The sequence below is a fragment of the Pseudomonas sp. nanlin1 genome, assembly GCF_045571515.1.
GTDB lineage: Bacteria > Pseudomonadota > Gammaproteobacteria > Pseudomonadales > Pseudomonadaceae > Aquipseudomonas.
In genome coordinates this window covers 789,591-812,266 of the sequence record NZ_CP124218.1, presented here as the reverse complement: position 1 = coordinate 812,266, position 22,676 = coordinate 789,591, and the positions used below count along the sequence as shown (strand labels likewise).

Annotated in this window: 22 protein-coding genes and 2 pseudogenes; 8 read left to right on the top strand and 16 right to left on the bottom strand. The window is 58.1% G+C overall.

Features of this window, described 5'->3' with window-relative positions:
* Positions 1–16: 16 nt before the first annotated feature.
* Positions 17–541: pseudogene (locus QCL65_RS03790) on the top strand (hypothetical protein); the annotation flags it as partial.
* Here QCL65_RS03790 and QCL65_RS03785 read toward each other — a convergent pair.
* The 3 genes and pseudogenes from QCL65_RS03785 to QCL65_RS03775 all read right to left on the bottom strand — a co-directional run.
* A complete protein-coding gene (locus tag QCL65_RS03785; protein ID WP_407314968.1) occupies positions 525–1,223 on the bottom strand; it encodes a (p)ppGpp synthetase in 699 nt (232 codons plus the stop codon). The pseudogene QCL65_RS03790 and the gene QCL65_RS03785 sit on opposite strands and share 17 nt — an antisense overlap.
* Positions 1,224–1,225: 2 nt before the next feature.
* Positions 1,226–2,335 (bottom strand): ParA family protein, encoded by a 1,110-nt coding sequence (locus tag QCL65_RS03780; protein WP_407314967.1) that lies wholly within the window; start codon positions 2,333–2,335, stop codon positions 1,226–1,228.
* 514 nt (positions 2,336–2,849) lie between these two features.
* Positions 2,850–3,295 (bottom strand): annotated as a pseudogene (locus QCL65_RS03775) (methyl-accepting chemotaxis protein); the annotation flags it as partial.
* 99 nt (positions 3,296–3,394) lie between these two features.
* Between QCL65_RS03775 and QCL65_RS03770 the strand changes: the two are divergent.
* Positions 3,395–3,850, top strand: coding sequence for a hypothetical protein (locus QCL65_RS03770; protein ID WP_407314966.1), 456 nt, complete (start codon positions 3,395–3,397; stop codon positions 3,848–3,850).
* Positions 3,851–3,876: 26 nt separating this feature from the next.
* On the opposite strand, the gene QCL65_RS03765 is transcribed toward QCL65_RS03770, so the two are convergent.
* The 5 genes from QCL65_RS03765 to QCL65_RS03745 all read right to left on the bottom strand — a co-directional run bounded on the left by QCL65_RS03765 (position 3,877) and on the right by QCL65_RS03745 (position 8,384).
* On the bottom strand, positions 3,877–4,401 hold the full coding sequence (locus tag QCL65_RS03765) for an AAA family ATPase (protein WP_407314965.1): 525 nt from the start codon (positions 4,399–4,401) through the stop codon (positions 3,877–3,879).
* A 12-nt stretch (positions 4,402–4,413) separates the two neighbouring features.
* A complete protein-coding gene (locus QCL65_RS03760; RefSeq protein ID WP_407314964.1) occupies positions 4,414–5,049 on the bottom strand; it encodes a hypothetical protein in 636 nt (211 codons plus the stop codon).
* Positions 5,050–5,103: 54 nt separating this feature from the next.
* Positions 5,104–6,390 carry a hypothetical protein gene (locus tag QCL65_RS03755; RefSeq protein WP_407314963.1) on the bottom strand — a complete coding sequence of 429 codons (1,287 nt, stop codon included), beginning with the start codon at positions 6,388–6,390 and terminating at the stop codon, positions 5,104–5,106.
* Positions 6,391–6,908: 518 nt separating this feature from the next.
* Positions 6,909–7,886: a hypothetical protein gene (locus QCL65_RS03750; protein WP_407314962.1), complete on the bottom strand. Its 978-nt coding sequence runs from the start codon at positions 7,884–7,886 to the stop codon at positions 6,909–6,911.
* Between the two features lie 9 nt (positions 7,887–7,895).
* Positions 7,896–8,384: an Hcp family type VI secretion system effector gene (locus QCL65_RS03745; protein ID WP_407314961.1), complete on the bottom strand. Its 489-nt coding sequence runs from the start codon at positions 8,382–8,384 to the stop codon at positions 7,896–7,898.
* A gap of 258 nt (positions 8,385–8,642) precedes the next feature.
* On the opposite strand from QCL65_RS03745, the gene QCL65_RS03740 reads away from it, so the two are divergent.
* Both QCL65_RS03740 and QCL65_RS03735 read left to right on the top strand, forming a co-directional pair.
* Entirely contained in the window at positions 8,643–11,219 is a 2,577-nt protein-coding gene (locus tag QCL65_RS03740; RefSeq protein WP_407314960.1) for a M10 family metallopeptidase C-terminal domain-containing protein, read from the top strand.
* A gap of 111 nt (positions 11,220–11,330) precedes the next feature.
* On the top strand, positions 11,331–13,340 hold the full coding sequence (locus QCL65_RS03735) for a M10 family metallopeptidase C-terminal domain-containing protein (protein ID WP_407314959.1): 2,010 nt from the start codon (positions 11,331–11,333) through the stop codon (positions 13,338–13,340).
* Positions 13,341–13,406: 66 nt separating this feature from the next.
* Here the strand turns inward: QCL65_RS03735 and QCL65_RS03730 are convergent, their stop codons facing one another.
* Positions 13,407–15,569, bottom strand: a complete 2,163-nt coding sequence (locus QCL65_RS03730; RefSeq protein ID WP_407314958.1) for a TonB-dependent siderophore receptor — start codon at positions 15,567–15,569, stop codon at positions 13,407–13,409.
* Positions 15,570–15,801: 232 nt separating this feature from the next.
* On the opposite strand from QCL65_RS03730, the gene QCL65_RS03725 reads away from it, so the two are divergent.
* The 3 genes from QCL65_RS03725 (at position 15,802) to QCL65_RS03715 (ending at position 17,459) form a co-directional block, all read left to right on the top strand.
* Positions 15,802–16,050 carry a hypothetical protein gene (locus tag QCL65_RS03725; RefSeq protein ID WP_407314957.1) on the top strand — a complete coding sequence of 83 codons (249 nt, stop codon included), beginning with the start codon at positions 15,802–15,804 and terminating at the stop codon, positions 16,048–16,050.
* Between the two features lie 150 nt (positions 16,051–16,200).
* Positions 16,201–16,704: a hypothetical protein gene (locus tag QCL65_RS03720; RefSeq protein ID WP_407314956.1), complete on the top strand. Its 504-nt coding sequence runs from the start codon at positions 16,201–16,203 to the stop codon at positions 16,702–16,704.
* Positions 16,705–16,781: 77 nt separating this feature from the next.
* Positions 16,782–17,459 (top strand): DUF1828 domain-containing protein, encoded by a 678-nt coding sequence (locus QCL65_RS03715; RefSeq protein ID WP_407314955.1) that lies wholly within the window; start codon positions 16,782–16,784, stop codon positions 17,457–17,459.
* A 142-nt stretch (positions 17,460–17,601) separates the two neighbouring features.
* Here QCL65_RS03715 and QCL65_RS03710 read toward each other — a convergent pair whose 3' ends face one another.
* The 7 genes from QCL65_RS03710 to QCL65_RS03680 all read right to left on the bottom strand — a co-directional run bounded on the left by QCL65_RS03710 (position 17,602) and on the right by QCL65_RS03680 (position 21,976).
* Positions 17,602–17,898 carry a cyd operon YbgE family protein gene (locus tag QCL65_RS03710; protein WP_407314954.1) on the bottom strand — a complete coding sequence of 99 codons (297 nt, stop codon included), beginning with the start codon at positions 17,896–17,898 and terminating at the stop codon, positions 17,602–17,604.
* Positions 17,882–17,998: a cytochrome bd-I oxidase subunit CydX gene (cydX, locus tag QCL65_RS03705; protein ID WP_407314953.1), complete on the bottom strand. Its 117-nt coding sequence runs from the start codon at positions 17,996–17,998 to the stop codon at positions 17,882–17,884. Before cydX ends, QCL65_RS03710 begins: the two co-directional genes overlap by 17 nt.
* A 12-nt stretch (positions 17,999–18,010) precedes the next feature.
* Positions 18,011–19,153 carry a cytochrome d ubiquinol oxidase subunit II gene (gene cydB / locus QCL65_RS03700; RefSeq protein ID WP_407314952.1) on the bottom strand — a complete coding sequence of 381 codons (1,143 nt, stop codon included), beginning with the start codon at positions 19,151–19,153 and terminating at the stop codon, positions 18,011–18,013.
* Positions 19,153–20,742 carry a cytochrome ubiquinol oxidase subunit I gene (locus tag QCL65_RS03695; RefSeq protein ID WP_407314951.1) on the bottom strand — a complete coding sequence of 530 codons (1,590 nt, stop codon included), beginning with the start codon at positions 20,740–20,742 and terminating at the stop codon, positions 19,153–19,155. The genes cydB and QCL65_RS03695 overlap by 1 nt, the downstream gene beginning before the upstream one ends.
* The gene (cydP, locus tag QCL65_RS03690; RefSeq protein ID WP_407314950.1) at positions 20,720–20,935 is read right to left on the bottom strand and encodes a cytochrome oxidase putative small subunit CydP; all 216 of its coding nucleotides are present in this window, start codon (positions 20,933–20,935) and stop codon (positions 20,720–20,722) included. Before cydP ends, QCL65_RS03695 begins: the two co-directional genes overlap by 23 nt.
* A gap of 110 nt (positions 20,936–21,045) precedes the next feature.
* Positions 21,046–21,549, bottom strand: a complete 504-nt coding sequence (locus QCL65_RS03685) for an AAA family ATPase (RefSeq protein ID WP_407314949.1) — start codon at positions 21,547–21,549, stop codon at positions 21,046–21,048.
* Positions 21,550–21,691: 142 nt separating this feature from the next.
* On the bottom strand, positions 21,692–21,976 hold the full coding sequence (locus QCL65_RS03680; RefSeq protein WP_407314948.1) for a hypothetical protein: 285 nt from the start codon (positions 21,974–21,976) through the stop codon (positions 21,692–21,694).
* A gap of 485 nt (positions 21,977–22,461) precedes the next feature.
* Here QCL65_RS03680 and QCL65_RS03675 point away from each other — a divergent pair, with 485 nt between their 5' ends.
* Positions 22,462–22,674, top strand: coding sequence for a hypothetical protein (locus QCL65_RS03675; RefSeq protein ID WP_407314947.1), 213 nt, complete (start codon positions 22,462–22,464; stop codon positions 22,672–22,674).
* Positions 22,675–22,676: the final 2 nt, after the last annotated feature.

Here is a 22,676-nt window from a genome sequence, read left to right as displayed (position 1 = left end):
TTCAGAGATTCAAATATCAAAAGCCATAACTCAGGCCTCAAAGGGCCTCGCGGAGATCCCGAAAACTGCGTCTGGGCGTAGAGCTGTGAAGCTACTCACGCCGGCCCTATCCGCGCTGAAAGCGCAGAAAGACCACACCTACCTGGCGGGCCAAGAAGTGTTCCAGAATCCTCGAACACTTGAGCGCTGGGCGGGCGATGGTCCCATACGCGAGACTATGTGGGTTCACGCAGTGAGAAAAGCTGGCGTCCGCTACCGTCGTCCATACCAGACCTGGCATACGTATGCTTCGATGATGCTGTCTGCTGGAGAACACCCGATGTGGGTTGCACAGCAAATGGGACACTCAGACTGGACAATGATTGCCAGAGTTTATGGGCGATGGATGCCTAGTGCGGATATAGGTGCGGGGGGGAAAGCTGTAGCAATATGGGGTAATGTTAGTAATGTGTTGAATGTTGTGTGCCTCGACGAAAATCAGGTTGTCCTGAAACGGTTGCTAAACCCTATTCAGGACACCTTAGTCAGCTTATTGGTTTAACGTCAGTTCCGCTCAAGGAGTCTTGTTGGCTCCTGAAAATCGAGTCTGCTAGCCTAGTGCCCGTAGATACCAGCTTCGAAAGCACACGCAGCTGCTCTTTGCACGATCGACTGGTGGTAGGAACTGGGTAATTAAGAGTATGGTCGATTTCGCCCCAGATCTCTTCAAAAAGAGTTCTTACCTGAACCTCACAGTAAACATGCGAATCGGCCTTAGGCGAGATAACATAGTGGATGCTTGTGTAGTACGTATCCCTTGTTTTCGCGTCGAGGCCGAGAGACTTGAAAAACTCGCTAGCCTCCGGATCCCAAGAATATGCAACGGGTGCCTCCCGGAAGAACCAATCGCCCGACTCGATCTGGGACATTATATGGTTGTGGATATGGGGAAATTGGTCTTGATAAAGATGGAGAATTCTTACCCCAGCAAGGTCTGTGATTTTCTCGAACACATTTTCCGGAGAAATCGGATCGTCATCCGACCACTTTCTAGATATCTTTTCGCGCAAATGATCTATGTCTTTTATCCTGCTTTTTACAGTATAAATTATAGGATTCCCATATGCATTAAGCTCTGGTTGCAGAGAGAAAGAATCGACAACTCCGTTCAAGAACCTTTCGTAAACGTATTTTTCACTACGAAACGCGTTAACCGCGGCCTCAATCACTGTTTTTTTATCCATGATTAAAAGTCCAACAGTTCAATTCGTGATATTAGATCCCTTCCGAAATCAATATATTTTCGCCTAGTATCTTCGTATCGTTGTGACGCGCCGCGTATCGTATTGAGGTGATCGGCCTCAAGATTTCTTTGGCTGGGGACCTTCCACATAGGGCAGTGATAGTACTGAGCCATGGACGGAAAAGTGTTATGACTGTGCATCACTAGCTCCCCACCAATGGGCGAAGCGAGGTCGGCACGGGTTAGGTGCGATCTGAGATTATATGCAATATGCTCTTCAATAGTATCAGGTATCAAGTTGGCGTACTTGAGATGCGCTTGAGCAAGATTCCATTTTGTGTTACTGCCCGTGTATTTCTTGGAATTGTAAATCGTGTAGCCTAGAAATGTTACAAACTGCTCCGGAAAGCTATGACGCTTCTCCGACGATATTAACTTGTATATAATATCGAATTCTTCTTTCCATGCTGACAAAGCCTTGCCAATGTTCCGTATCCCATATAGCGAAAATAGGTCCGGGGACGCAGGAATGAAAAATCCGTCAACCGTAGAAATGATTACTTTATTCAAAGAGCCAAGACTTGGTGACGTATCCACAATTACATAGTCATAATGATGGATATTTGAGAACTGCTCAGCAATTGCCCTTATTTTTGTTATGGTTCTAATTGCTAACGGATCCCCCCTATAAGAGTTGGTCCAACGGCTGGCAATTACCTCTTCGTAAAGATGCAGGGTAAGGCGGCCTGGTATTATATGAAGCTTACTGTTGACAATGTATGGCGGAGGAAGATGCTCAAGCTCACCAGTACCCTCTTCGGTAGGCTTGACGAGATAATGCAAACTCCTCGGACGACCGTTTAGCTCGCTGAATTTTTGCGCCCCGAGCTTCTGTTTTGATGACTCAAAACCCTCATCGATGAATCTATCTTCTTCGGCCCATATATCATGAACCACTTCCTGATCCAGAGAATAGATGGTCAGATTGCACTGGGGGTCCGCATCAATCATGAGCACTTTGTAACCGCTTTCTGCCAGGGCGTTTCCCAGATGATAAGTTAGCGTAGTTTTGCCCACGCCTCCTTTGTTGTTAAAAACCGATATGACCTTCATGTAAAACTCCCTTGCCTAATTATCCCTATCTAGGATTTCGCGGGATCAAGTGTCGGGAGGGTCATCATGCATCGAATACTGAAGCAGAGGAGCTCCCTGCTCTTATCCTCTCAGTCAATGTACCTATCTGCTGGCGGAATGCCAATCGATGCAGCGCGGTGAGGCTATTTTGCCCATTCGACGATGCATCTAGGCTGCGAGGCAATGACAGCTTTATGGCAGCCCTCTGGCTGAAGCCCTTAACTGGCCTGCGCTAGACGGGGGTTCAAATCCCCCCGGCACGTGCGTCGACCGTGAGGTGCCCTTGTCGATCACCTCTGGCAGCACCAGGGCCTGAATCAGCGTTTCGCACTGCAGACAGACCCATATCCCCCACCCATTCTGTTCAACGGTAAATATCAGACCAGCCACCACTCGTAGCGCGTGACTTCAACGATCCTATGCAACAAGCATACAAGCAATAAAGCCCGCAGATTTCGATGCGCGCCACCCCGCAAATCGCACCCATGAACCATCAAAGCCAAACCAACCGCACAAGCCGATTCGTAAGCCCATAAATCTCATCAATACCGCTAGCTGGCTGATCTATCACCCGACTATCCCCTTCCGACATACCGGCAACCATCTCAACCTGATGTCCGATCTCTTACTCGCTAGAAGCTGCTCCCCAATAGTCCGCGTGATGTTGCTCACCAGCGCTGTCGTGCTCAAAGTAGCGTCCAGTATCTCCTCGATCCCCCATTCCACCTCAGCAGTGACGGCCACGACCTTACAGGCTTGGGCGACAGCTGCTTTCATGCTGGTCACTGCCTAACGAGTGCTTCACTGGATCCGGGCAATCGGGCCGGCGATTTCCTGGGTTGAGGCGCTAGTGCGTCCTGCCAAACTGCGTACATCGTCGGCGACCACGGCGAAACCGCCTCCCTGCTCACCTGCTCGGGCGGCTTCGATAATGGAGTTGGTGAGTTTCGTTCGCTTTAGCTGCCCCCATTCCTTCTCCCAGTAGAGTTCAACAGCCAGACCAGGTAGCATTAAGCTATCACCCCAGGAGCCCAAACCATGGCACGACGCCGATCCAGAACCCCCGAGCATCTTCTTCTCAAACTGCTTCTACCTATGGCAATTGCCCTTCTGGGCTACTACGCCTTCACTCAAATCACGCAGAACGCCGTCACCCAGCGTATCTCCGCGATTCAAGCCATCGCCCTACAAGCTAACGCTGCGCAGCAACTTCAAGTGGAAGCGGCTCAACGAAGAAAGGTAGCGGCAGCTCAGGCAGCGCAGGCTGCCAATGAAAAATACGTACATGAAACCCAACTACGCTGGGAACAAGAACAAGCCCGAGCGCGCGCCTTCGACGTGTCTTATCAAGACCCCAAGGGGTGCGATAACTGGAAGACAGATGCTCAGATGGTTGCCTGCGTTGACCACCGCAATACCGCCAAGCGTGAGTTCGATCGCCAGTGGAATGCAGGGTTGATTCAAGTATCACGACCAACCATCCGAACTCAGTAAGGGCTCTGCGCTAGCTGAATGCGACTTTACCGGCCGAGCACATCTAGCACTCGCCCCACCCGCTCACTCACGGACATATCCCCCTCTAGCCGCAACACCTCACCCTCACGCGCCGCCAGCCATTGGTTGTGCACTGCCAAACTGCGGCCAGGAACGCCGCCTTGATCATATTGCGCGGCCCATGCCAGGAACTCTGGTTTGGCTTGGCCGAAGCGCTGTATTTCCCGGCGCTCTAGCCGTTTTAATCTGAGTTCAGCCGGCAGGTAAAGAAACACCACAAGGCCAAATGCATTTTCAAGCGGCTGGCCCCAGCCCACGATAGAGCCGGCGACGATGGCTTGGCCATGGTCGTGCATGGCCTGCTGTAAACGCTCGCCTCGCTTGGTTTTGTCTGCCATGTGCTGGTAGGGCGGGTCGCTGGGCAGCCATAGGAAGTCGTCTGCCTCTAGGTGCTGGATGCGCAGTTCGTTGGCTAACGCTTGCGCTAACGTGGTGGTGCCGGTGCCGGCTGCGCCGGTGATCAAGATGTAGCGCGGGTTTGGGTTTTTCATCACCCGCGCCTTTTACTTGAGGCGCGCGAAGAGTTCATTCAGTGGCATTTCCATAGCGGGGTCTGGCTCGTAGAAACAATCATCTAACGGGTCCGTCCAGACCAACTCCCCGGTGGCAGGGCGGCGCATGCAGTTACTCAGGCGCAGGTCCATTGACTCGATACCCCGAAACTCCGCCGCTAGCGCCAGGGTTTCCATGAACCCCGCATACTCTTTGTGAGCTTGCGCCAGTTCACGGCATTGCTGGGCGACAGCGGGTAAGTCCTGCGATTCGGGCTGCCCGTCTTCATCGAATTGCGCAAGCCAGGCCTCGATAACAGGCTCGCTACCCACTTCAATTTCAACCAGGCGTTCGACCTGTGCGAGCCAGTAGAACTCGACTTCAGGGCCAGACTCGTAGGTGTCCGATAGTGCAACCGCGCCATAGTTGCGCAGCACTTTGACCACGTTTGGGTTACCCGCCGCCGATTGTTGCGCCAGAAAGTTATGGCCACTGCCTTGCAGGGTCAACCGCAGCAGGCTGTCACCCGCCTCGAAGATGGTTGAACTGGAGCCGGTCTTGAATACCTTCGCGCCTTTGAGCGGCTCGGTTTGCAGGAGTCGGTCTAGATTTGGGGTAGGGAAACGCGTGCGAAGGTGTTCGCTCATTGTGTTTTTCCATAAGAGACTAACGGGCCTGCCAAGCGAAGATGCAGCAGAGTTTCAGCTTGCGAGTGGTTTGATTTTAAGCAGACCTTCTAATACAGCACTCACCTGCGCCAGGCCACCTACGCTCACTTGCCAGGCATACGTGATGGGTAGCTTTCCAGTATGCAGTTTTGATGGAAACTTCGACATGTTGGAGTGGTGTCGATGGTCTGTGCTGACCGAACCGTGCGCCAGCAGCTCTACTAAGTCAGCCCTGTTCAGGTTGGGGTGAACCATCAGGCCGATGTGGTCGACGCGGGTCTTTGCTTTCAATAAATAAACCGTGTGGCCAGCAGCGCAGAACTCTGCGAGGTATTTGTTCTGCTTTACCAGCAAGTAGCCGCTTTGTTGGATCTGCCTGATCACCTTTTCGGTGAATTCGTCGCATGGGGCAGCGACGGTTTTGCGGGCTGGCTTGGGCGCAGGCGTTGGGGCAAGGGCTGGTTGGATAGGGTTCGGTAAAGGGGCTACGGGTGGCGGTTCCGGTATTGGCGCCGCGTTGCCCAGGAGCAGGGCAGTTGCGCGAGCCATTCGCGCATAGGCTTGATCGAGTTTGGCAACTCTGTGACGTACAGGGTCTGTCGGCTTGAGGTCACTGAGTGTTTTATCGCGGATATACACACTGGGTGCGCTGCCGCCACTGGTTGAGGGATGACAGAAAGCCCCCAAAAACTGCCGGGCTTGTAAGTAGCCGTTATCGACGCACCACTGCAACGCGTCTGCGGGGCAATCGCCGAGGCCGACATAAAGCGCATTTGGGTTGATTTGGCGGAGTGTGGAGACGAAGCGGTCCATGAAGCACTGTCGAAATAAAGGGGAAGCCATCAGGTAGGCAAATGACCCTGCGAACATGGATTCTCCGCCTGCAGGCGTGGCGGTAAAGGCTGCGTTAGGGATCACCGAGGTGGCGTGGAACAAGCCGGCGTTTTCTGCCCACAGGGACTCTACATCGGCAATGCCCAGGATCTTGTCGAACTTGAAGTGCCGCAGATAACGCAGCAAGTTGGGGCGCATGGCGCTGCCGCCGAATGCACCCAGTTTTTTTACTTCATGCAGCAGCGTCGAGGTCGGGGTGCCGGCGGCCATTAGCCGCTGGGCTTCGCTGTACGCCAATCGGAGCTGGTTGGGGCCTGGGGTGATGCCCACGATGACCAATTTGGCATCGGCGTTAACGTGTTCGAAAGGGATATACCTGAGGATGTCTCTGCCGTTTTCTTCAATCACGAGCTCGGGACTGTCGGCGCCGGCCGCGCCGAGCCTGCGGATGGCCGGTGAGTAGCGCTCGAAAAGTGTGGGGTCCATCTAGGTGTTCTCCTGATCCGTTCGAGCTTGCTTCACTAGTAGCGGTTTGGGACCAGTGACCTACCACGGAGCCCCCGGCTATTTATCAGCGCAGGAGTATGCCGGGGGCAGAAGGCAGTTGCCAATGTGAAGACGGAATATAAACGACGCTTGGGCCTTTCTTCTAAAATGCGAGGCTTAGCACAGCAAGCGATGCAATCAAAAAGAAAGACAAGAACAATGGCACCACTAGCAACAATTTATAACCCTTAGGGAGCTCACTTATTTCCCGTGGATCAACGAGCCCTCTTCTGACATATATCCTCGGCACAATTAAGACCATGCCAATATTGCCCATTCTTGTCACCTTCCCTTGCAATCCCGCCCACGACCAATTGTTCCTATTGTGTTCTATATACAGGCTATTGGGGAAGCATGCCTCGATGGCATCGACGTACCTGTGGGCAATCACTGCTAGTGCGATTAACAATAGCACCATAGAGCCCAGGATTATCCCAGCAAGCACAGCTACCAGAGTGCTATTCATTCGTCATCTTTCCGTAGAGAATTTCGCCCAATATCTCCCCTCCCACTCCACCCAACTCGCCTCCCCCCCAACCCGCACCAGCACCTCCAGCCACCGCGCACACTAGCGTCACCGTGCCCATACTAGAAAATCCCAAGGCGACGCAGGCGGCCATAGCCATACCGCCGCCAATATGCCCCGCGAGAGCCGCTCCAGATACACTACCAACCAGCGCGCTACCCTCCACATACTTGGCCTTGCGGCACTGCTCCTCGCGCCCAGACGTGCACGCATTACGGATCGCCAGCCCCTTGGAGCCGACTTCCAGTGCGGTACCGATGTAAGTTCCGCGTTTAATGAGCTGAGACGCCTTGGCTACACCGGAGACCTTGTCAGCGTACCCGGCGATATCCCCCCTATGCAGGTAGCTTTTTGTCGAAAGGCCCAACAGCCTTTTGATCGAGCTTTTATCGCGTAGGCCAGACCCCAATGCGGCGAAGCTATCGAGTTGCTTCTCCAGGGTTGAGAACAAGGCTGCTCTCTTGGCATAGAACGCTTCCCGCTGGGCCAGGGTGCCGGAGCCCATGTGTTCCCTGTGAAGCGTCTCGATGCTCAGAAGGGTTCGTTTGATGGCGTCTAAGTGCCGACTCCAACCGTCGCTCGCCGCGCCTATACCAATGGAGGTGTAAGCCAGCATCTGTTTGATGAGTTCGAAATTTTCCAGAAAAAAGTCGTCACCGCCTTGTCCATTTACCAGCAGCGCTGTGCGCACTTCAGCCGCCTTCGCCATCAACATGGCTTCTTCGGCGGTGGATGAGGCGGTTGAAGCATCGCCCACAATAACCAGATCGCCCGCTAGAACAACGCCTCCTGAAAGGTGCGGGTTAAGTGCGACGAATTTTGCTTGGGTATGTTTTGGCAGTTCGAGACTTTCTTTTAGGGTTTCGAATGTCTGTGTGCGTTGATTGATGAATGAGCGGGTATCGGCCATGGTCGTACCCTACAGACACTTTTTATTTTCGATCCGGTCCCAACCGCCCGCGACATTACCACCCGGAGTGCCGTCGGCACGTTGCTGCCGGGTGTAGGTCGCTTTTATGCGGCCGTAATTGAGCTGTACGATTTCAACGGGAATGCCTGAGCTGGCACTCTGCGCATAATCGGCAATAATAACTTCCTCTAGGACTATTTCGTAATACTTGAGCTTGTCCGCGCCCGCTCGACAGAGTGCCATTTTGACTTCTCTGATGTGCTGACCTGAACACCCCGCCTCCATCAGCTTGCAGCTTGCACTGTCCAAGTACTTGGTGAAGGTGAAGTTGGTCACGTTAGTGCGACCTGACGAAGCGCCGCCGGCGGAGCTAGCGGTTGCGGAAACACTTTGACTGACGCCGAAGTTGTAACCCAGGATTTCTATCCAGTTGCAATATTTCTCATCTATTGCTTCGCCAGGGATTTCGGGAATTTCAATAAACGCATCAAAGGCCATCTTGAACCATTCCTTGGTAACCAAACTAATGTGGATAAAAAACTTAGCATATGGGCCTCTCGGATTTGTTCTTGATTTTGTATTTGGGCATTACATAGTTAGGCGGCGCGGGCATGCCATGGACATGCCCATTTCTCAACCTGCTAACGCCGCATCCCCTGTATAGCCCAACCGTTAGTCGCTTTCCCCCAATTTCTTATCGCACTCCTCTGAAACATGTTGTCATAAAATCCATCCATTTCCCCTAAGGACGCCCCCATGCCACAAACCTTCAACGTAAAAGACTTCGGCGCCAAAGGTGACGGCGTCACGGACGACACCCATGCCATCCAGCTCGCCATAAACGCCGCTTTTAAAGCCGGCGGCGGTGATGTGTTTATTCCCCAGGGCACGTTCGTGGTCAGCGGTACCAATGCCGACGGGGGCTGCCTGACGTTGAAAAGTGCGGTCAATTTGACTGGCGCGGGCCAAGGGCTGACGACGCTGAAGTTGGCGGACGGTTCCAGTGAGGACATTGATGGGATTGTGCGCACCTCATCGCGGGTGCAGACGTCAGCGGCGACGGTGAGTGACCTGACCATTGACGGCAACCAGAGCAATACCAGCGGTACGGTGCACGGGTTGGTCAGTGGTACGGACGCCAATATGAAGGCGCTGACCTACGCCCTGACCGTTGAAGGGGTTGCGTTGACCCAGTGCAGTGGGTCGGGGTTTTTCGCGTATGCGCTGACCGCGGAATCGACGGTGCGCGACAGTGTGTCTACCTACAACGGTGAGGATGGTTTTACTACGCGGCTTGTGCTCGATACATCGGCGGGCTATGGCGACAGCGTGCTGTTTTACGATAACGAGGCGGCGCATAACGCGGGGGATGGCTTCGATGTGCAGTACGCCGATCAGTCGCTTCTGTTTGGCAGTGTGTCCCACGACAACGGCGGCAATGGCCTGCTGTTAGAGCGCGTGGGGGCGCCGAATCCTAATCGGTATGCCGGGGATGTGTCCTACGGTGAGGTGTATGGCAACGGTGGCGCGGGCATCGTCGAGCGGGGGCTGATCGGCACCGTCAACGGGGTGGTGGTGCATGACAACCAGGGCGCGGGGCTGGTGTTGGAAGGCGGCTCGGGGGTGCAGGTGGTGAACAGCACGCTGTCGCACAATTCCCAAGCGGGCGCGGGGCCAGAGTTGTTGGTGAAGGGGTACCTGGACAGTAAAGGCGTGTTTCATAACGCCGATGCCTCGTTTGCGCTGTCGCATAACGTGCTCAATGCCGGCGTTGCGGGGGGCACGGCGATTGTCGAGCAGGACAACCCGACCTCAGAACAGCACCTGCTCGATCAGAATGTGTTCAACGGCTTTGGCTCGGCGCAGAGCGGCCTGGGCGCTACGGTGGATAATTCTGCCTTGCCTAACCGCCAGTACGGTACCGACGCGGCGGATGCTTTGAAGGCAGCGGCAGGCGCTTCGATCTTGTTGGGCGGTGGCGGTAACGACAGCCTGGTGGGTGGCGCTGGGGCCGATCGGCTGGTGGGCGGTAGCGGCGCGGATACGTTGACCGGCGGTAATGGGCGCGATGTGTTTGTGTTTAACCAGGCAAGTGAGAGTTACGGCACCAGCCTGAGTACGTCGGACTCGATCCGCGACTTCAAAGTAGGCGTGGATCGCCTGGACCTCACTGCATTGGGCGTGGCGGGTGTCGGCAATGGCCTCAACGGTACCTTGGCGGTGAGCTATGACGCGGCCACGGGTTTGACTCATCTGCGCAGCCTGGCCACTGAAGGCGCCAGCCAGGGGTTTGCCGTGGCGTTGCGGGGCGACTACCGCGGGGTGTTGAGCAGCCAGGATTTCGTCGCCCTACACCAGGGCTCGGCGGCAGCAGACACCCTTGACTTCGCCAGCACCAGCGACGATGGCGCCCTCTTCGGCCTGGCCGGGGCTGACCGGCTGATCGGCGGCAGCGGTAACAACCGCCTGGATGGCGGCGCTGGCGCGGACACGCTCACCGGCGGCGCGGGCGCCGATGTGTTCCAGTTCGCCCACCTGGCGGATAGCCTGGAGAACGGCCGGGATCGCATCACCGATTTCACCTACAGCCAGGGTGACCGTATCGACTTGAGCGCCCTGGGTTTTACCGGGTTCGGCGACGGTTACGGCGACACCCTCACCTTCAGCCGCACGACGGACGACACCTACCGGCTGGAGAATTTTGAAACCGACAGCAGCGGTCATCACTTCGCCCTGGACATTACCACCCCGGCGCCGGTGTACCTGGCCTTTGCGCAGATTGTGAACAGCGTGCAGTTCGGGCCGAATCAGGCCCTGCACACGCCGGTGGACTATGCCCAGGCGAACCCAAACTTGACTGGGGTGTATGGGGGTAACGGCAATAGTTATTTGACCGGCGGGGATAAAGGCGAGCTGCTGACTGCCGGGGCCGGTGACGATGTGCTCAATGGCGGCGCAGGCGCTGATCGCCTACAAGGTGGCACCGGCGCGGACACCTTTGTCTACGACAGCACGCTGGACAGCTACCGGGGCGCCAACGACCTGATTCTGGACTTCCTCGCCAGTAAAGACGTGATCGACGTCAGCGCACTCGGCTACACCGGCCTGGGCGACGGCACCCAGGGCACCCTGAAGGTGGCCTACAGTGCTGAGACCGGGCGCACCTACATCAAGGACCTGGAAACCGATGCCTTGGGCCACCGCTTCGAGGTGGCACTGGACGGCGATGTGTCGCAGCAGCTCAACGCGGCCAATTTTGTCTTTGCCGGTGAGGGTGAGGTGACATTGCTCGGGCAGGTTGACCCGGCTGTGCATGCGGCCGGCATGGCGTAAGCGCATTACCGTTGCGGGCCAGCGACCGTTGGTCGCCTGGCCGCAATTACGAAATTCACTTTCGTCTTTGTGCACGGTCTTAAAAACTCCCCCTTGTTAAAGGATTAACCGATGGCAACGCCCAGCACGCATACCGTTCGTACCGCTCCTGGCCAGGTGATTGTGGACCTGACGGGTATGGACGATTCGAACCGCGGTATCAGCCTCCAGGCCGATGGCAAAATATTGGTGGCCGGCCACAGCCCGCACATCTCCTACAGCTACCCCGGTTCACCGCTGGGTTTCTATGAGACCCGCTCCGACTACTCACTGATGCGGCTCAATGCCGACGGCACCCTGGACACCAGCTTCGGCACCGGTGGCGTGGTGGTGGTAGACGCCGAGGTCGACCGCGAAAACGGCACCTATGTGACCGTCCAGCCCGATGGCAAGATTCTCGCCAGTGAGTCGGAAGTTGTGCAGCGCTTTAACGCCGATGGCACGGTGGATACCAGTTTCGGTAACGCTGGCAAGGTGGTTCTGACCGACGCTGGCTCCTTCAATGGCGCGACCGCTATCACGGTGGCTGCAGACGGTGGCCTGTATGTCACCGGCATCTATGGTACGACCCTGGCGGTGACCAAGCTCAATGCGGATGGCTCTGTGGCCACTGGCTACGGCGATAACGGCACCTTCCGCTTTGCCGACGCGGGAGAATTCGAAGGGCTGTACACCACCACCGTCGTGCAGCCTGACGGCAGCGTGCTGTTTGCCGGGGATTGGTCCTCCGCAGACAAATACGCCTACAGCCTGGTGCGCGTAACGGCTGACGGCGAGCGCGACACCGCCTTTGGCGACAACGGCAAGGTGGTGTTCGACGCCTCGCTCGGCTTGGACGTCTACTCGGCAGTGGCGGTACAGCCAGACGGCAAGATCATCGTGGTCGGCGATGGCGACAGCAAAACCGGCACTGTGGTGCGCCTTAACAGCGACGGCTCTCTGGACACTAGTTTCGGCGAGAACGGCCGCGCGTACTTCACCCCCGCCGAGGGCTACGCCAACAATGCCAGCGCCGTGACGGTGCAGGCGGACGGCAAGATCGTGGTGTCCGGCAGTTCTAACATCAACGGCCTGGACTTTAGCGTGACCCGGTTTAACCCCGATGGCAGCCTGGACCTGACGTTCGGCAGCCAGGACGGCAAAAACCACGTGGACGGTTATAAGGGCCAAGATGACTTGCTCGGCACCGATGCGGCCGAGATCATTCGCGGCTTGGGCGGCGATGATGTCCTACAGGGCGCGGGCGGGCGCGACGTGCTGTACGGCGGCGATGGTGCGGATATCTTCCGTTTCACTGCGGTAGACGACAGCTACCGTACTGCGACCACCACGGCCAGTGACCGTATTCAGGACTTTAACGCCAGCGAAGACCGCATCGACCTGATCGGCCTGGGTTTCACCGGGCTGGGCGATGGCCACGACGGCACCCTGGCGGTGCAATTGAACGCTGAGGGCACCCGCACCTATCTCAAGAGCTTTGAAGCGAACGCCGCTGGTGAGCGCTTTGAGTTGGTGCTGGAAGGGAATTGGCTTGGCCAGTTGGACAGCAGCAATGTGGTCTTCACCCCACCTGTGGTGCAGGGCACCGCTGGGGCTGACGTTATCCGAGGTACGGCCATGGCCGAGGAGCTGCGCGGGTTGGACGGTAACGACCGGATCAACGGCGGCGCCGGTGACGATGTGCTGATCGGTGGCAAAGGCCGGGATGTGCTTAACGGTGAAGAAGGGGCGGACACCTACCTGTATACGTCCGTTGACGACAGCTACCGCACCGACACCGAGAGTTTCTCTGACGTGATCGTGCAGTTCGATCGCCGTGTGGACACCATCGACCTCTCGGCGCTGGGGTATACCGGCTACGGGGACGGCACCGGCACCACCTTGAAGCTGAGCTACAACTCAGCGCTGGACCGCACCTACCTCAAGGACCTGGAAGCGGACGCCCAGGGTCATCGGTTTGAGTTGACGCTCGATGGCGACTGGCAGAACGGTGCATTGCGAGACACTGTGGTGTTTGCCCCGGCTGCGCCGACGGCGGAAACGGCTGAGGTTGAGTTGATTGGTGTGCAGACCACGGTGTGACGCCCTAGGGTCAAAAGATCGGGGGCGAGCCCCCTCCTACGGCCCCGATCTTTATCGCTGCCAGCCTCAGAAACTGTACTTAGCCGTCATCATCAGATTACGCGGCGCACCGTAGGTGTCGCCGCCGTACCGCGCCGAGTTGGCAATGGAAGCGTAATACTTTCGATCAAAGATGTTGTTGGCATTGAGTTGCAGGTCCAGGTGCTGGTTAACCTTGTACCCCGCCATCAGGTCGGCCACCGCATAGGCGCCCTGCTCCAGGCGGTACTTGCCGCCATTGTCGAGCCTGTCAATGTCGTTGTACATGCGGCTTTGCCAGGAGACGGTGCCGCCGATACGCAGTTTTTCCAGGTCGCCCTGCAGGCGGTAGAGGGTGGTCAGCTTGAACATATGCTCGGGGGTGTCGGTGTCGAACATCTGGTTCACTTTCTCTGGGTCAGAGTCTTTGATGGTGTGCACGCGGGCGTAGGTGTAGCCACCGCCCACCTGCCAGTGTTCCGTCAGCGCGCCCTGTAGTTCGAAGTCGATACCTTCGCTGCGCACTTCGCCGGAAGGGTTGTAGCAGTTGGTGGTCAGGCAGCCCACCCGTTGTACTGCGCGGTTTTCCTGGTCGATCCGAAACAGCGCGACGCTGGCGTTCAGCGCGCCGTCGAGGTATTCGCCCTTAAGGCCGACCTCATAGTTTTTGCCCACGATCGGCCTGACCGGGCTACCGGAACCATCCCTCTCGGTTTGTGGCGTGAAGATGTCGCTGTAGCTGACGTAGGCCGAGTGGTGCTCGTCGATGTCGTAAATCATGCCCGCGTAACGGGTAACGTTACGGGTGACTTTGTAGTCGCCGTCGCCATCGCGGTTGTCGTAGTCATACCAGTCCACACGGCCGCCGAGGATCAACTTCAACGGGTCGGCCAGGCTCAGGCGCGTGGTCAGGTACACACCGTCCTGGGTGGTCACTGCACGTTCGTTGTTGGTGTGGACAAAGTCCGGCTTGCCGCCATTGAGCGGCCCCTCCGTGGCGTACGGGGAATAGTTATGGGTGGTCATATCGAAGATGCGTTTGCTCGCCCCCACCACCAGTTCATGGCTACGCCCGAACGCCTCGAACGGCCCACTGGCGAAGGCGTCCAGGCCCGCCTGGTTTTCATCATGGGCAGACTGGTACACGGTGCGCCGCAGCAAGCGATCAGAGGCAAAGCGCGACTGGTAGGACCCGGAAAATAGCGCGTTCTGCTCAGCGTAATTGGCATTGACCTGAAGCTTCCAGTCATTGGCCAACTGGTGACGCAACTCGGCGAAGACGGTGTTGATTTCCTGATCTTTGTTTTCCCAATCGGTGCCGGGGTTGTAGGAACGCGGCAGGTCGAGGTGATGGCCGTCGAGGCCGATCATCGAGGCGCCCCAGAAATAGTTGGTTTTGTCCTTCTGATGGGAGAAACCGAGGGTCAGGGTGGTGTCATCGCTCAGGTCGGCCTCGGTGACGGCGTACAGCAGGCCGTGGTCGTCTTCCACATCATCGATAAAGCTATTGGCGCCCTGGTAAGACGCCACCACTCGCCCGCGCAGGGTGCCGCTGTCATTCAGCGGGCTGGAGGCGTCGACCTCGCCGCGGTAGTCGTCCCAACTGCCAGCGGCACCGGTCAGGGTGACTTTCTGGTCGTACAGCGGCCGCTTGCGGATCAGGTTAACGGCCGCCGACGGATTCCCCGCGCCGGTCACCAAGCCTGTGGCGCCGCGCACAATCTCGACGCGGTCGAACATGGCCAGGTTGGGCTGCGCGCCTACAGTTGCGCTCTGATACCCGCTGGGGATGCCGTCGTACATCAGGTTGTCGATGTCGAACCCGCGCACGGTGTAGGACTGACGGCCCGGGCCGCTGGAGTAGTTGAGGAACACCCCGGGGGTGGCGGCAATCACGTCATTGATGCTAGTCATGGCCTGATCGTCCATGCGCTGGCGGGTGATCACCGTGACCGCCTGGGGCGTTTCGCGCATGGTCAGCGGCAACTTGGTGGCCGTCGACATCGCCCCCGTGGTGTAGGACTGCGTACCTTCGGTGGTGCTGCCCAATTGAGCGCTGGTACTGGTGATCTCAGTAGCGCCAAGCTCCACGGGTGCTGTCGCTGCGGTGCTGTCATCGGCCTGGGCCGAGGCCATCGTGGCCATGCAGATGGCCACGGCCAAAAGGTTACGGGAGGGGCTAAAGCAATGCAGCGGGGCAGAGCGCGACATGAGGGTTTCCTGACTACGGGGCACGATAGATAATGCTTATAAGAACGATTAGCATTTATTTTGTCAGGATTTGTGTCGCTGCAACAATGGATCATGAAAATTTTTTTATCGGCGAAGGCTCTAGCGCGGGCTTTAAGCGCAAAGCATTGACCCCTGCGCCGGCTTGAGCCACCGTGAAGCAGCGCCACGCCGCCTAGCCCGAACTTACCTCTACTCACGAGATACGCCCTGCATGCCCCAGCAACGGCTCGACCTGCTCAAACTGGCCAAACCGGTCCGCGACCCCATCCAAAAACTGGTGCGCTCGCTCGAGGCCGCCAGCACCCGCGAAGCGATTGAAAGCGAGGGCGCAATAGCCCTGAGCTTTATCGGCGAACTGGAGGCCGGGCGGAAGCTGCGGCCTGCGGATATTGAAGCGCTTTACATAATTTTCGATGACGCTGTGCAAGCACGCATGCGAGAATTTCCGGCAGTTGGCTAAAGTTCTATAAGTGCCGATGAGCCTTTGGCCATTGCGTCTGAATAGTGCAAATGAAATTCAGGGACGAGTTCGGATAGCTTTTAAGGAATGACAGCGAAGGGGGGGATCTTCGGCGTCAGGACGGGGTAACAAAAAGGACGGGCTGACGGTTTGATACCTTTTGCTGAAGCAATAAACGGCATCGCCGTTGAGAAAAAATGGTTTGGCGCCGACCGAATCGATTGGGTCATGACAACAGTTCATCGTTGGCCATCGATCTACAAGTATCGAGCCAGTTTGCTGGTCGGCGAACGGACGAAAGAAGGTCTATTTGTCCAGCTGGAGTACAAAGGAGGCAAGGTGAACGGCGCGCCCGAGCGTCTCTATCTTGGGCTTTTCGTACAAAATACACGATCGTTCGCTATCGACGACGGTGGCTTCACCAGACACCGGAATAAGGTTGGTGCCGGTAGGCCATTCTACGGCCAAACCATTGGACATCCCCACATGCACCTGCCTGCGCTGGAGGCGTCCTATGGGTATGCGGAGCCTGTAAACCCGGCCCCCGCCGAACACCTCTGGCAGATGTTCTTACGCCATGCGAATATCCACGGGGCCCCCACCTTTAATCTCCCAGACGAGATAGGCCAAGACGGCCAACTGAGGTTGATATGAATTGTTCAGCGCTTGGTAACGCTCTCGCTTTGACCTGCGTTCCGGTCAACGAGGATGTCGTGTACATGGAAAGCCATATGACTGTCCCTTACGACGGTAACCTCATTGGAGCCTACGTGGAGGACATCGGGCGAGGGCGTGTGCGTATCTCAGACAACGCAGACACACTTTTTCATGCCATGACCGTCGGCATTCAACCCAATGCCGCGCGTGGACGCCGTCTGGCAGCGATAGCCGCGGAAAATCACGTGCACCTTTCCGATGATGGGGAGCTATTCGTAGCGTGTGATGAGCAAAACGCCCCGTTCTACTTGGCGCAAATGATAGATGCGGCGGCTTCCATCAGTTACGCCTGCAGTCAGTGGCAAGCTGTCAGCGGCTCCCGATTCGATAGAATTGTCTCGGCTGCGTTGAAGCAGACCTTCCCCGGACAAGTAAAGCGTGACTTCACCATTGTTGGGGCAAGCGGACATCAACTTAAATTCCCGTTCGCTATCGGTGTCGGAACGTCGGAATTGCAGCTAGTGCAAACGATTAGTGCGGTAAGTGGAAGCCCCCACTGGCCATCCGTCTACCAGACTCTGGGCAAGATGATCGACATCAAAAACGCAATCCCCGGTATCCGTAGGACCGTGATACTTGAAGCGGCTGAACAGAATGAGCTCTCAAAAGCCTCATCGGCTCTGGCTGAATGTGCCTCAGTATTGGTTTACAAAACCCCTGGCCAGCTAACCAAAGCAATGCAAGCCGCGTGAGCCTCTCCGGCTTCGACTCGCCCGGCAACGTGCCGGGCGCCTCAATCTTGAGCGTGTGTTAAAAATCACTAGGCTAGCGGCATACAGATCATGCGCGTGCAGTCGCGACATCTTCCTTCGAAAAGAGCGCGACATTTTAACCTCACACCCATCCCCCCAACGCCCCATACCCCAACCCCATCAACCCCCACGCCAGCACCGGGTGAAACACCCAGCGCCACACCAGGGCCCTTGGGTCGAAACCCAGGCCGTGGACATAGCCCGCCGCCACGCCCCAGAGCATCAGCGACAGCACGCCGTGGCTGTAGCCGCCCTGCTCATTGACCAACGCCATGGGGTGCAGCAGCAGGACCAGGCTGATGGGCGCCGCCAGTAGCAGTGATACCCAGCGGCTCCCAGGCCGGCGCACCAGGGTCGGCTGTTCAGCGATCACCGCCATCGCCCTCCCCGCGCGCTTCGACGGCTTCCAGCCACAACACGTTGATGATGCCCAAGCTGCACGCCAGCAGCACCCCCAGTATCCAAGCGAAATACCACATAAAACAGGCTCCTCAATAAAGGCTGTGGGGGTTGGCGTCGATGTGGGCGGTGGTCACCGTGCCCCACATGCGCACGTAGCACCACAAGGTGTAGCTCAGGATTAGCGGCACGAAGATAGCCGCCGCCACCAGCATGATGCCCAGGGTGGTGTGGCTGGACACCGCGTCCCATACGGTGAGGCTAGAGGCCGGATCCAGGCTCGAAGGCATGACGAATGGAAACAGAGCGAACCCGGCGGTGCACAAGGTGCCGACGATGGCCAGGCTGCTGCCCAGAAATGCCAGGCGTGCCGAGTGGCCGATGCTGGCCAGCAAGGCCAAGGCGCCACCCAGTACGCCGAGCAGCGGCGCGATGGTGGTCAGCGGGTATTTGACGTAGTTGCCCAGCCAGCCGGGGTTGGCGCTGGTGATGGTTTTTTCCAGTGGGTTGAGGGCCACGTTGGGGTCGAAGCTGGAACTGATCACCAGCCCCTGAATGTTGCCCAGCGCCAGCCATACCCCGGCGCCCACAAACGCCAGTAGGTAGACCACGGCCAGGCCCCAGGCGAGGTTGCGCGAGCGCCGTTCGATGGCGCCGTCGGTACGCATCATCAGCCACGTGGCGCCGTGCAGGGCGAGCATGCTCAGGCTGACGATACCGGCCAGCAGGCCAAAGGGATTCAGCAGTTGCCAAAACGAGCCGTGGTAGCTGCTGCGCAGGGTGTCGTCGAACTGGAACGGCAGGCCTAGCAAAAGGTTGCCAAACGCCACGCCGAACACCAGCGACGGCACCAACGCACCGATGCACAGGGCCCAGTCCCAGCTCTGCCGCCAGCGCGGGTCGCTGACTTTGCTGCGGTAGTCGAAGCCCACAGGCCGCACGAACAGGGCAAACAGCACCAACAGCAGCGCCCAGTACAAGCCGGAAAACGCCGCCGCGTAGACCAACGGCCAGGCCGCGAACAGCGCCCCGCCTGCGGTGATCAGCCACACTTGGTTACCGTCCCAGTGCGGGGCGATGGTGTTGATCACCACCCGCCGCTCGGCATCGCTGCGCCCAACGAAGGGCATCAGCAGCGCCGCGCCGAGGTCGAAACCGTCGGTCAGGGCGAAGCCGATCAGCAACACCCCCACCAACACCCACCAGGTCAACTTGAGGGTTTCATAATCGAACATCAGTGCGCTCCTTGAGTCAGGCCGTTGGGCGCTGTGGGGGTTGCCTGTTCAAAATGGTAACGGCCGGTGTGCAAACTGCTGGGCCCGAGGCGGGCGAACTTGATCATCAGGTACATCTCGATCACCAACAGCACGCTGTAGAACGCCACCAGGGCCAGCAGCGAACCCCAGACATCGGCGGCAGACAAACTGGAAGCCGACAAGTGCGTGGGCAACACTTCACCGATGGACCACGGCTGGCGGCCGTGCTCGGCCACGTACCAGCCGGTCTGGGTGGCGACCCACGGCAGCGGCAGGCTGTACAGGGCCCATTTGAGCAGCCAGGGTTTGCGCATTTCGTTCTTGCGCATCGACGCCCAAAAGGCGCAAGTGAACAGCGCCAGCATCAGCAAACCGCTCAAGACCATCATGCGGAAGGTCCAGAAAATCGAGGCCACGCCGGGGATCGAATCCAGTGCGGCCTGTTTGACCTGCGCGTCGGTGGCATCGACCACGGTGTCGGTGTATTTCTTCAACAACAGGCCATAGCCGAGGTCTTTCTTCACCTCGTTGAAGGCCGCCACGGTTTGCTCGCTGCGGTCACCGTCGCGCAGTTGGCGCAGCAGGCCATAGGCGACCATACCGTTGCGGATACGCTCCTGGTGCTCGACCACCAGGTCCTTGATACCGGTGACTTGTTTGTCCAGCGAGCGGGTGGCGATGATGCCCATCACGTAGGGGATCTTCACCGCATAGTCGGTGCGCTGCTCGGCCTGGTTGGGCAAGCCGAACAAGGTGAACGCCGCCGGTGCAGGTTCGGTTTCCCATTCGGCTTCGATGGCCGCCAGTTTGGTTTTTTGCACATCGCCAATCTCGTAACCGGACTCGTCGCCCAGCACGATCACCGACAGGATCGACGCCATGCCAAACGCCGAAGCGATAGCGAACGAGCGGCGGGCGAATGCGACGTCGCGACCCTTGAGCAAATACCAGCTGGAAATCGCCAGGACGAAGATCGCGCCCGTGACGTAGCCGGAGGCCACGGTGTGCACGAACTTCACCTGGGCCACCGGGTTGAACAGCAACGCGCTGAAACTGGTGAGTTCCATGCGCATGGTGACGAAGTTGAATTCCGCGCCCACCGGGTTTTGCATCCAGCCGTTGGCGATCAAAATCCACAGGGCCGACAGATTCGAGCCAATCGCCACCAGCCAGGTGACGGCCAGGTGCTGTCCCCGTGACAGGCGGTCCCAGCCGAAGAAGAACAGGCCAATAAAGGTCGATTCCAAGAAGAACGCCATCATGCCTTCAATGGCCAAGGGCGCGCCGAAGATGTCGCCCACGTAGTGGCTGTAGTAGGCCCAGTTGGTGCCGAACTGAAATTCCATGGTCAGGCCGGTGGTGACGCCCAGCGCAAAGTTGATGCCGAACAGCTTGCCCCAGAAGCGGGTCATGTCTTTGTAGATGGCCTTGCCGGTCATGACGTAGACCGTCTCCATGATGGCCAGCAGAAACGCCAGCCCCAAGGTGAGCGGTACGAAGAGGAAGTGATACAGCGCGGTCATGGCGAACTGCAGCCGGGAGAGATCAACGACTGATTCGGAAATCATTTCGGGTTTTCTCAAGGGGGACGGATGGGGTGCCAAGCAAATGCTGGCCAACGGTCGTGCCGTCATCCTTGACGTCCACCGGTGCGCTAAACCACACGCAGCGGATCCCCACCAGCAGCACCAACTTGATCACCAAAATAAGCGCGATTTCCTGGGCCAGCGGTTTTTTCAAAAAGTCGAAGTGCCCTGACATGGACCTTACTCGGTGGGGTGGCCGGGATTCTCGGCCATCGCCCAGGTGCGCTTATTGATATGGGTCAAGCGCGTATCAGGCGGGGGTGCGGCGAAGCGCCACGAGGGAGGTCAGCCCGGGAAAAGCTGCCGGCAAATCAGTTGCACGGCTTCGTCGGCGGACAGCGCTGCGGTGTCGATACACAGCGGTTGCTCGGCCCAGGCTTGATAGTCGTGGGCCACCACCGAGGCCCAGGTGGGTGGCTTGAGCCCTGGCACATCGGATACCCGCCCTTGCACCCGGCGCTGGTGCTCTGCGCGGTCCGAGCAGACCAGCTCGACATTGAGCAACATTACGCCCGCTGCCATGGCCACGGCGGACCAGGCCTCACGGCTTTCGGCCACCGGGTTTACCCCGTCCACCACCACCCGATTGCCCAGTTGCAGGTTGCCCAACGCCAGGGCATTGGCCACGTCGTAGCCGCTACGGCCGACATCGCCGACCAGCACCTGGGCGTTGCGCAGGGCCTGCTCGATGCTATCGATGCGCAAATAAGCCGCCCCCAGCTGCGCGGCAAGCGCCCGCGCGACGGTGGTTTTACCGGAGCCGGGCAGGCCACTGAAGACAATAAGCATAGGTGAGACCTTTATAGGGTAGGGTCGGCGGAATCGCGTGGTGGGTGAAGATCAAAAGATCGGGGGCAAGGCCCCCTCCTACGTTCAGCGGCACATTCGATATTTGGTGTGCCGCCGGGTAGGAGGGGCTCGCCCCCGATCTTTATAGCGGCCGCAGCCCAGCCACAGAGGCTTCCACCAACGCCCGGGCCAACGCCACCGAATGTTCTACCGAGCGAGCCAGGTCGCGCAAGGGCGGTGGGCTGCTTTCCACTACCTCGGTGGCTACGGCGCCGGCGCTTTTGAGGTATTCGCAGGCCTGGATCAAGGCTTCTTCCATGGGCATGCCCTCGCGTACGGCCAACAGGGGTAAATCGCCCGCGCAGGGGCCGAAGGGATAAAGCGATGTGATGAGCTTGAGGGGCGGATCGGGGGTCAGCTTGACCATGGCGTATCTCCTGACGGACCTAAGGATCTGCCACGCTTCGCTGCGAAACGATTAGGTGGCAGCTGTACGCGGGTTCGCAGACCGGACCGTCAGGCACCCGGCGCACCCGAAGGTGCCCCACGCACAGCCGCCATAAAGCTTCCCTACCGACGAAAAAACGCCGGCAAGGGTTATGGAGGCGCTGTGCGCCTGACGATTGATTCGGACTGCGAAATCCGGCCGCTGATTTGGCAGCGACGGCGGAAGGTTAATCGCGTGGTGGGTGAAGATCAAGAGATCGGGGGCAAGGCCCCCTCCTACGTTCAGCGGCACATTCGATATTTGGTGTGCCGCCGGGTAGGAGGGGGCTCGCCCCCGATCTTTTTGTCCTACAGTTTCCCCAACGCCCGCCGATATGGCTATTAGCCAGCCAGACAACCACCTGTGGCAAGCTTCTTCCCTGGGCCAGGAATGCCCGCTCACCCTGCATTCCGGAGCCATCGCCCATGCACATTGAACGTCTGAACACTATGCAACGCGACCTCGAAGGCACTGCTGAACACCTCGAGGCGTTGTCGCGCTTGCTCGAAGGCCATGCGCGTTATCTACGCCACGCCAATCCCGGCGATGCCACCTTCATTGAAACGCGCCTCAATGGCTTGACCGCGTCCGTGGTGGATTTGCGCTGCGTGGCGCAGCGTATCGGCAAGGTGGCCTGAAC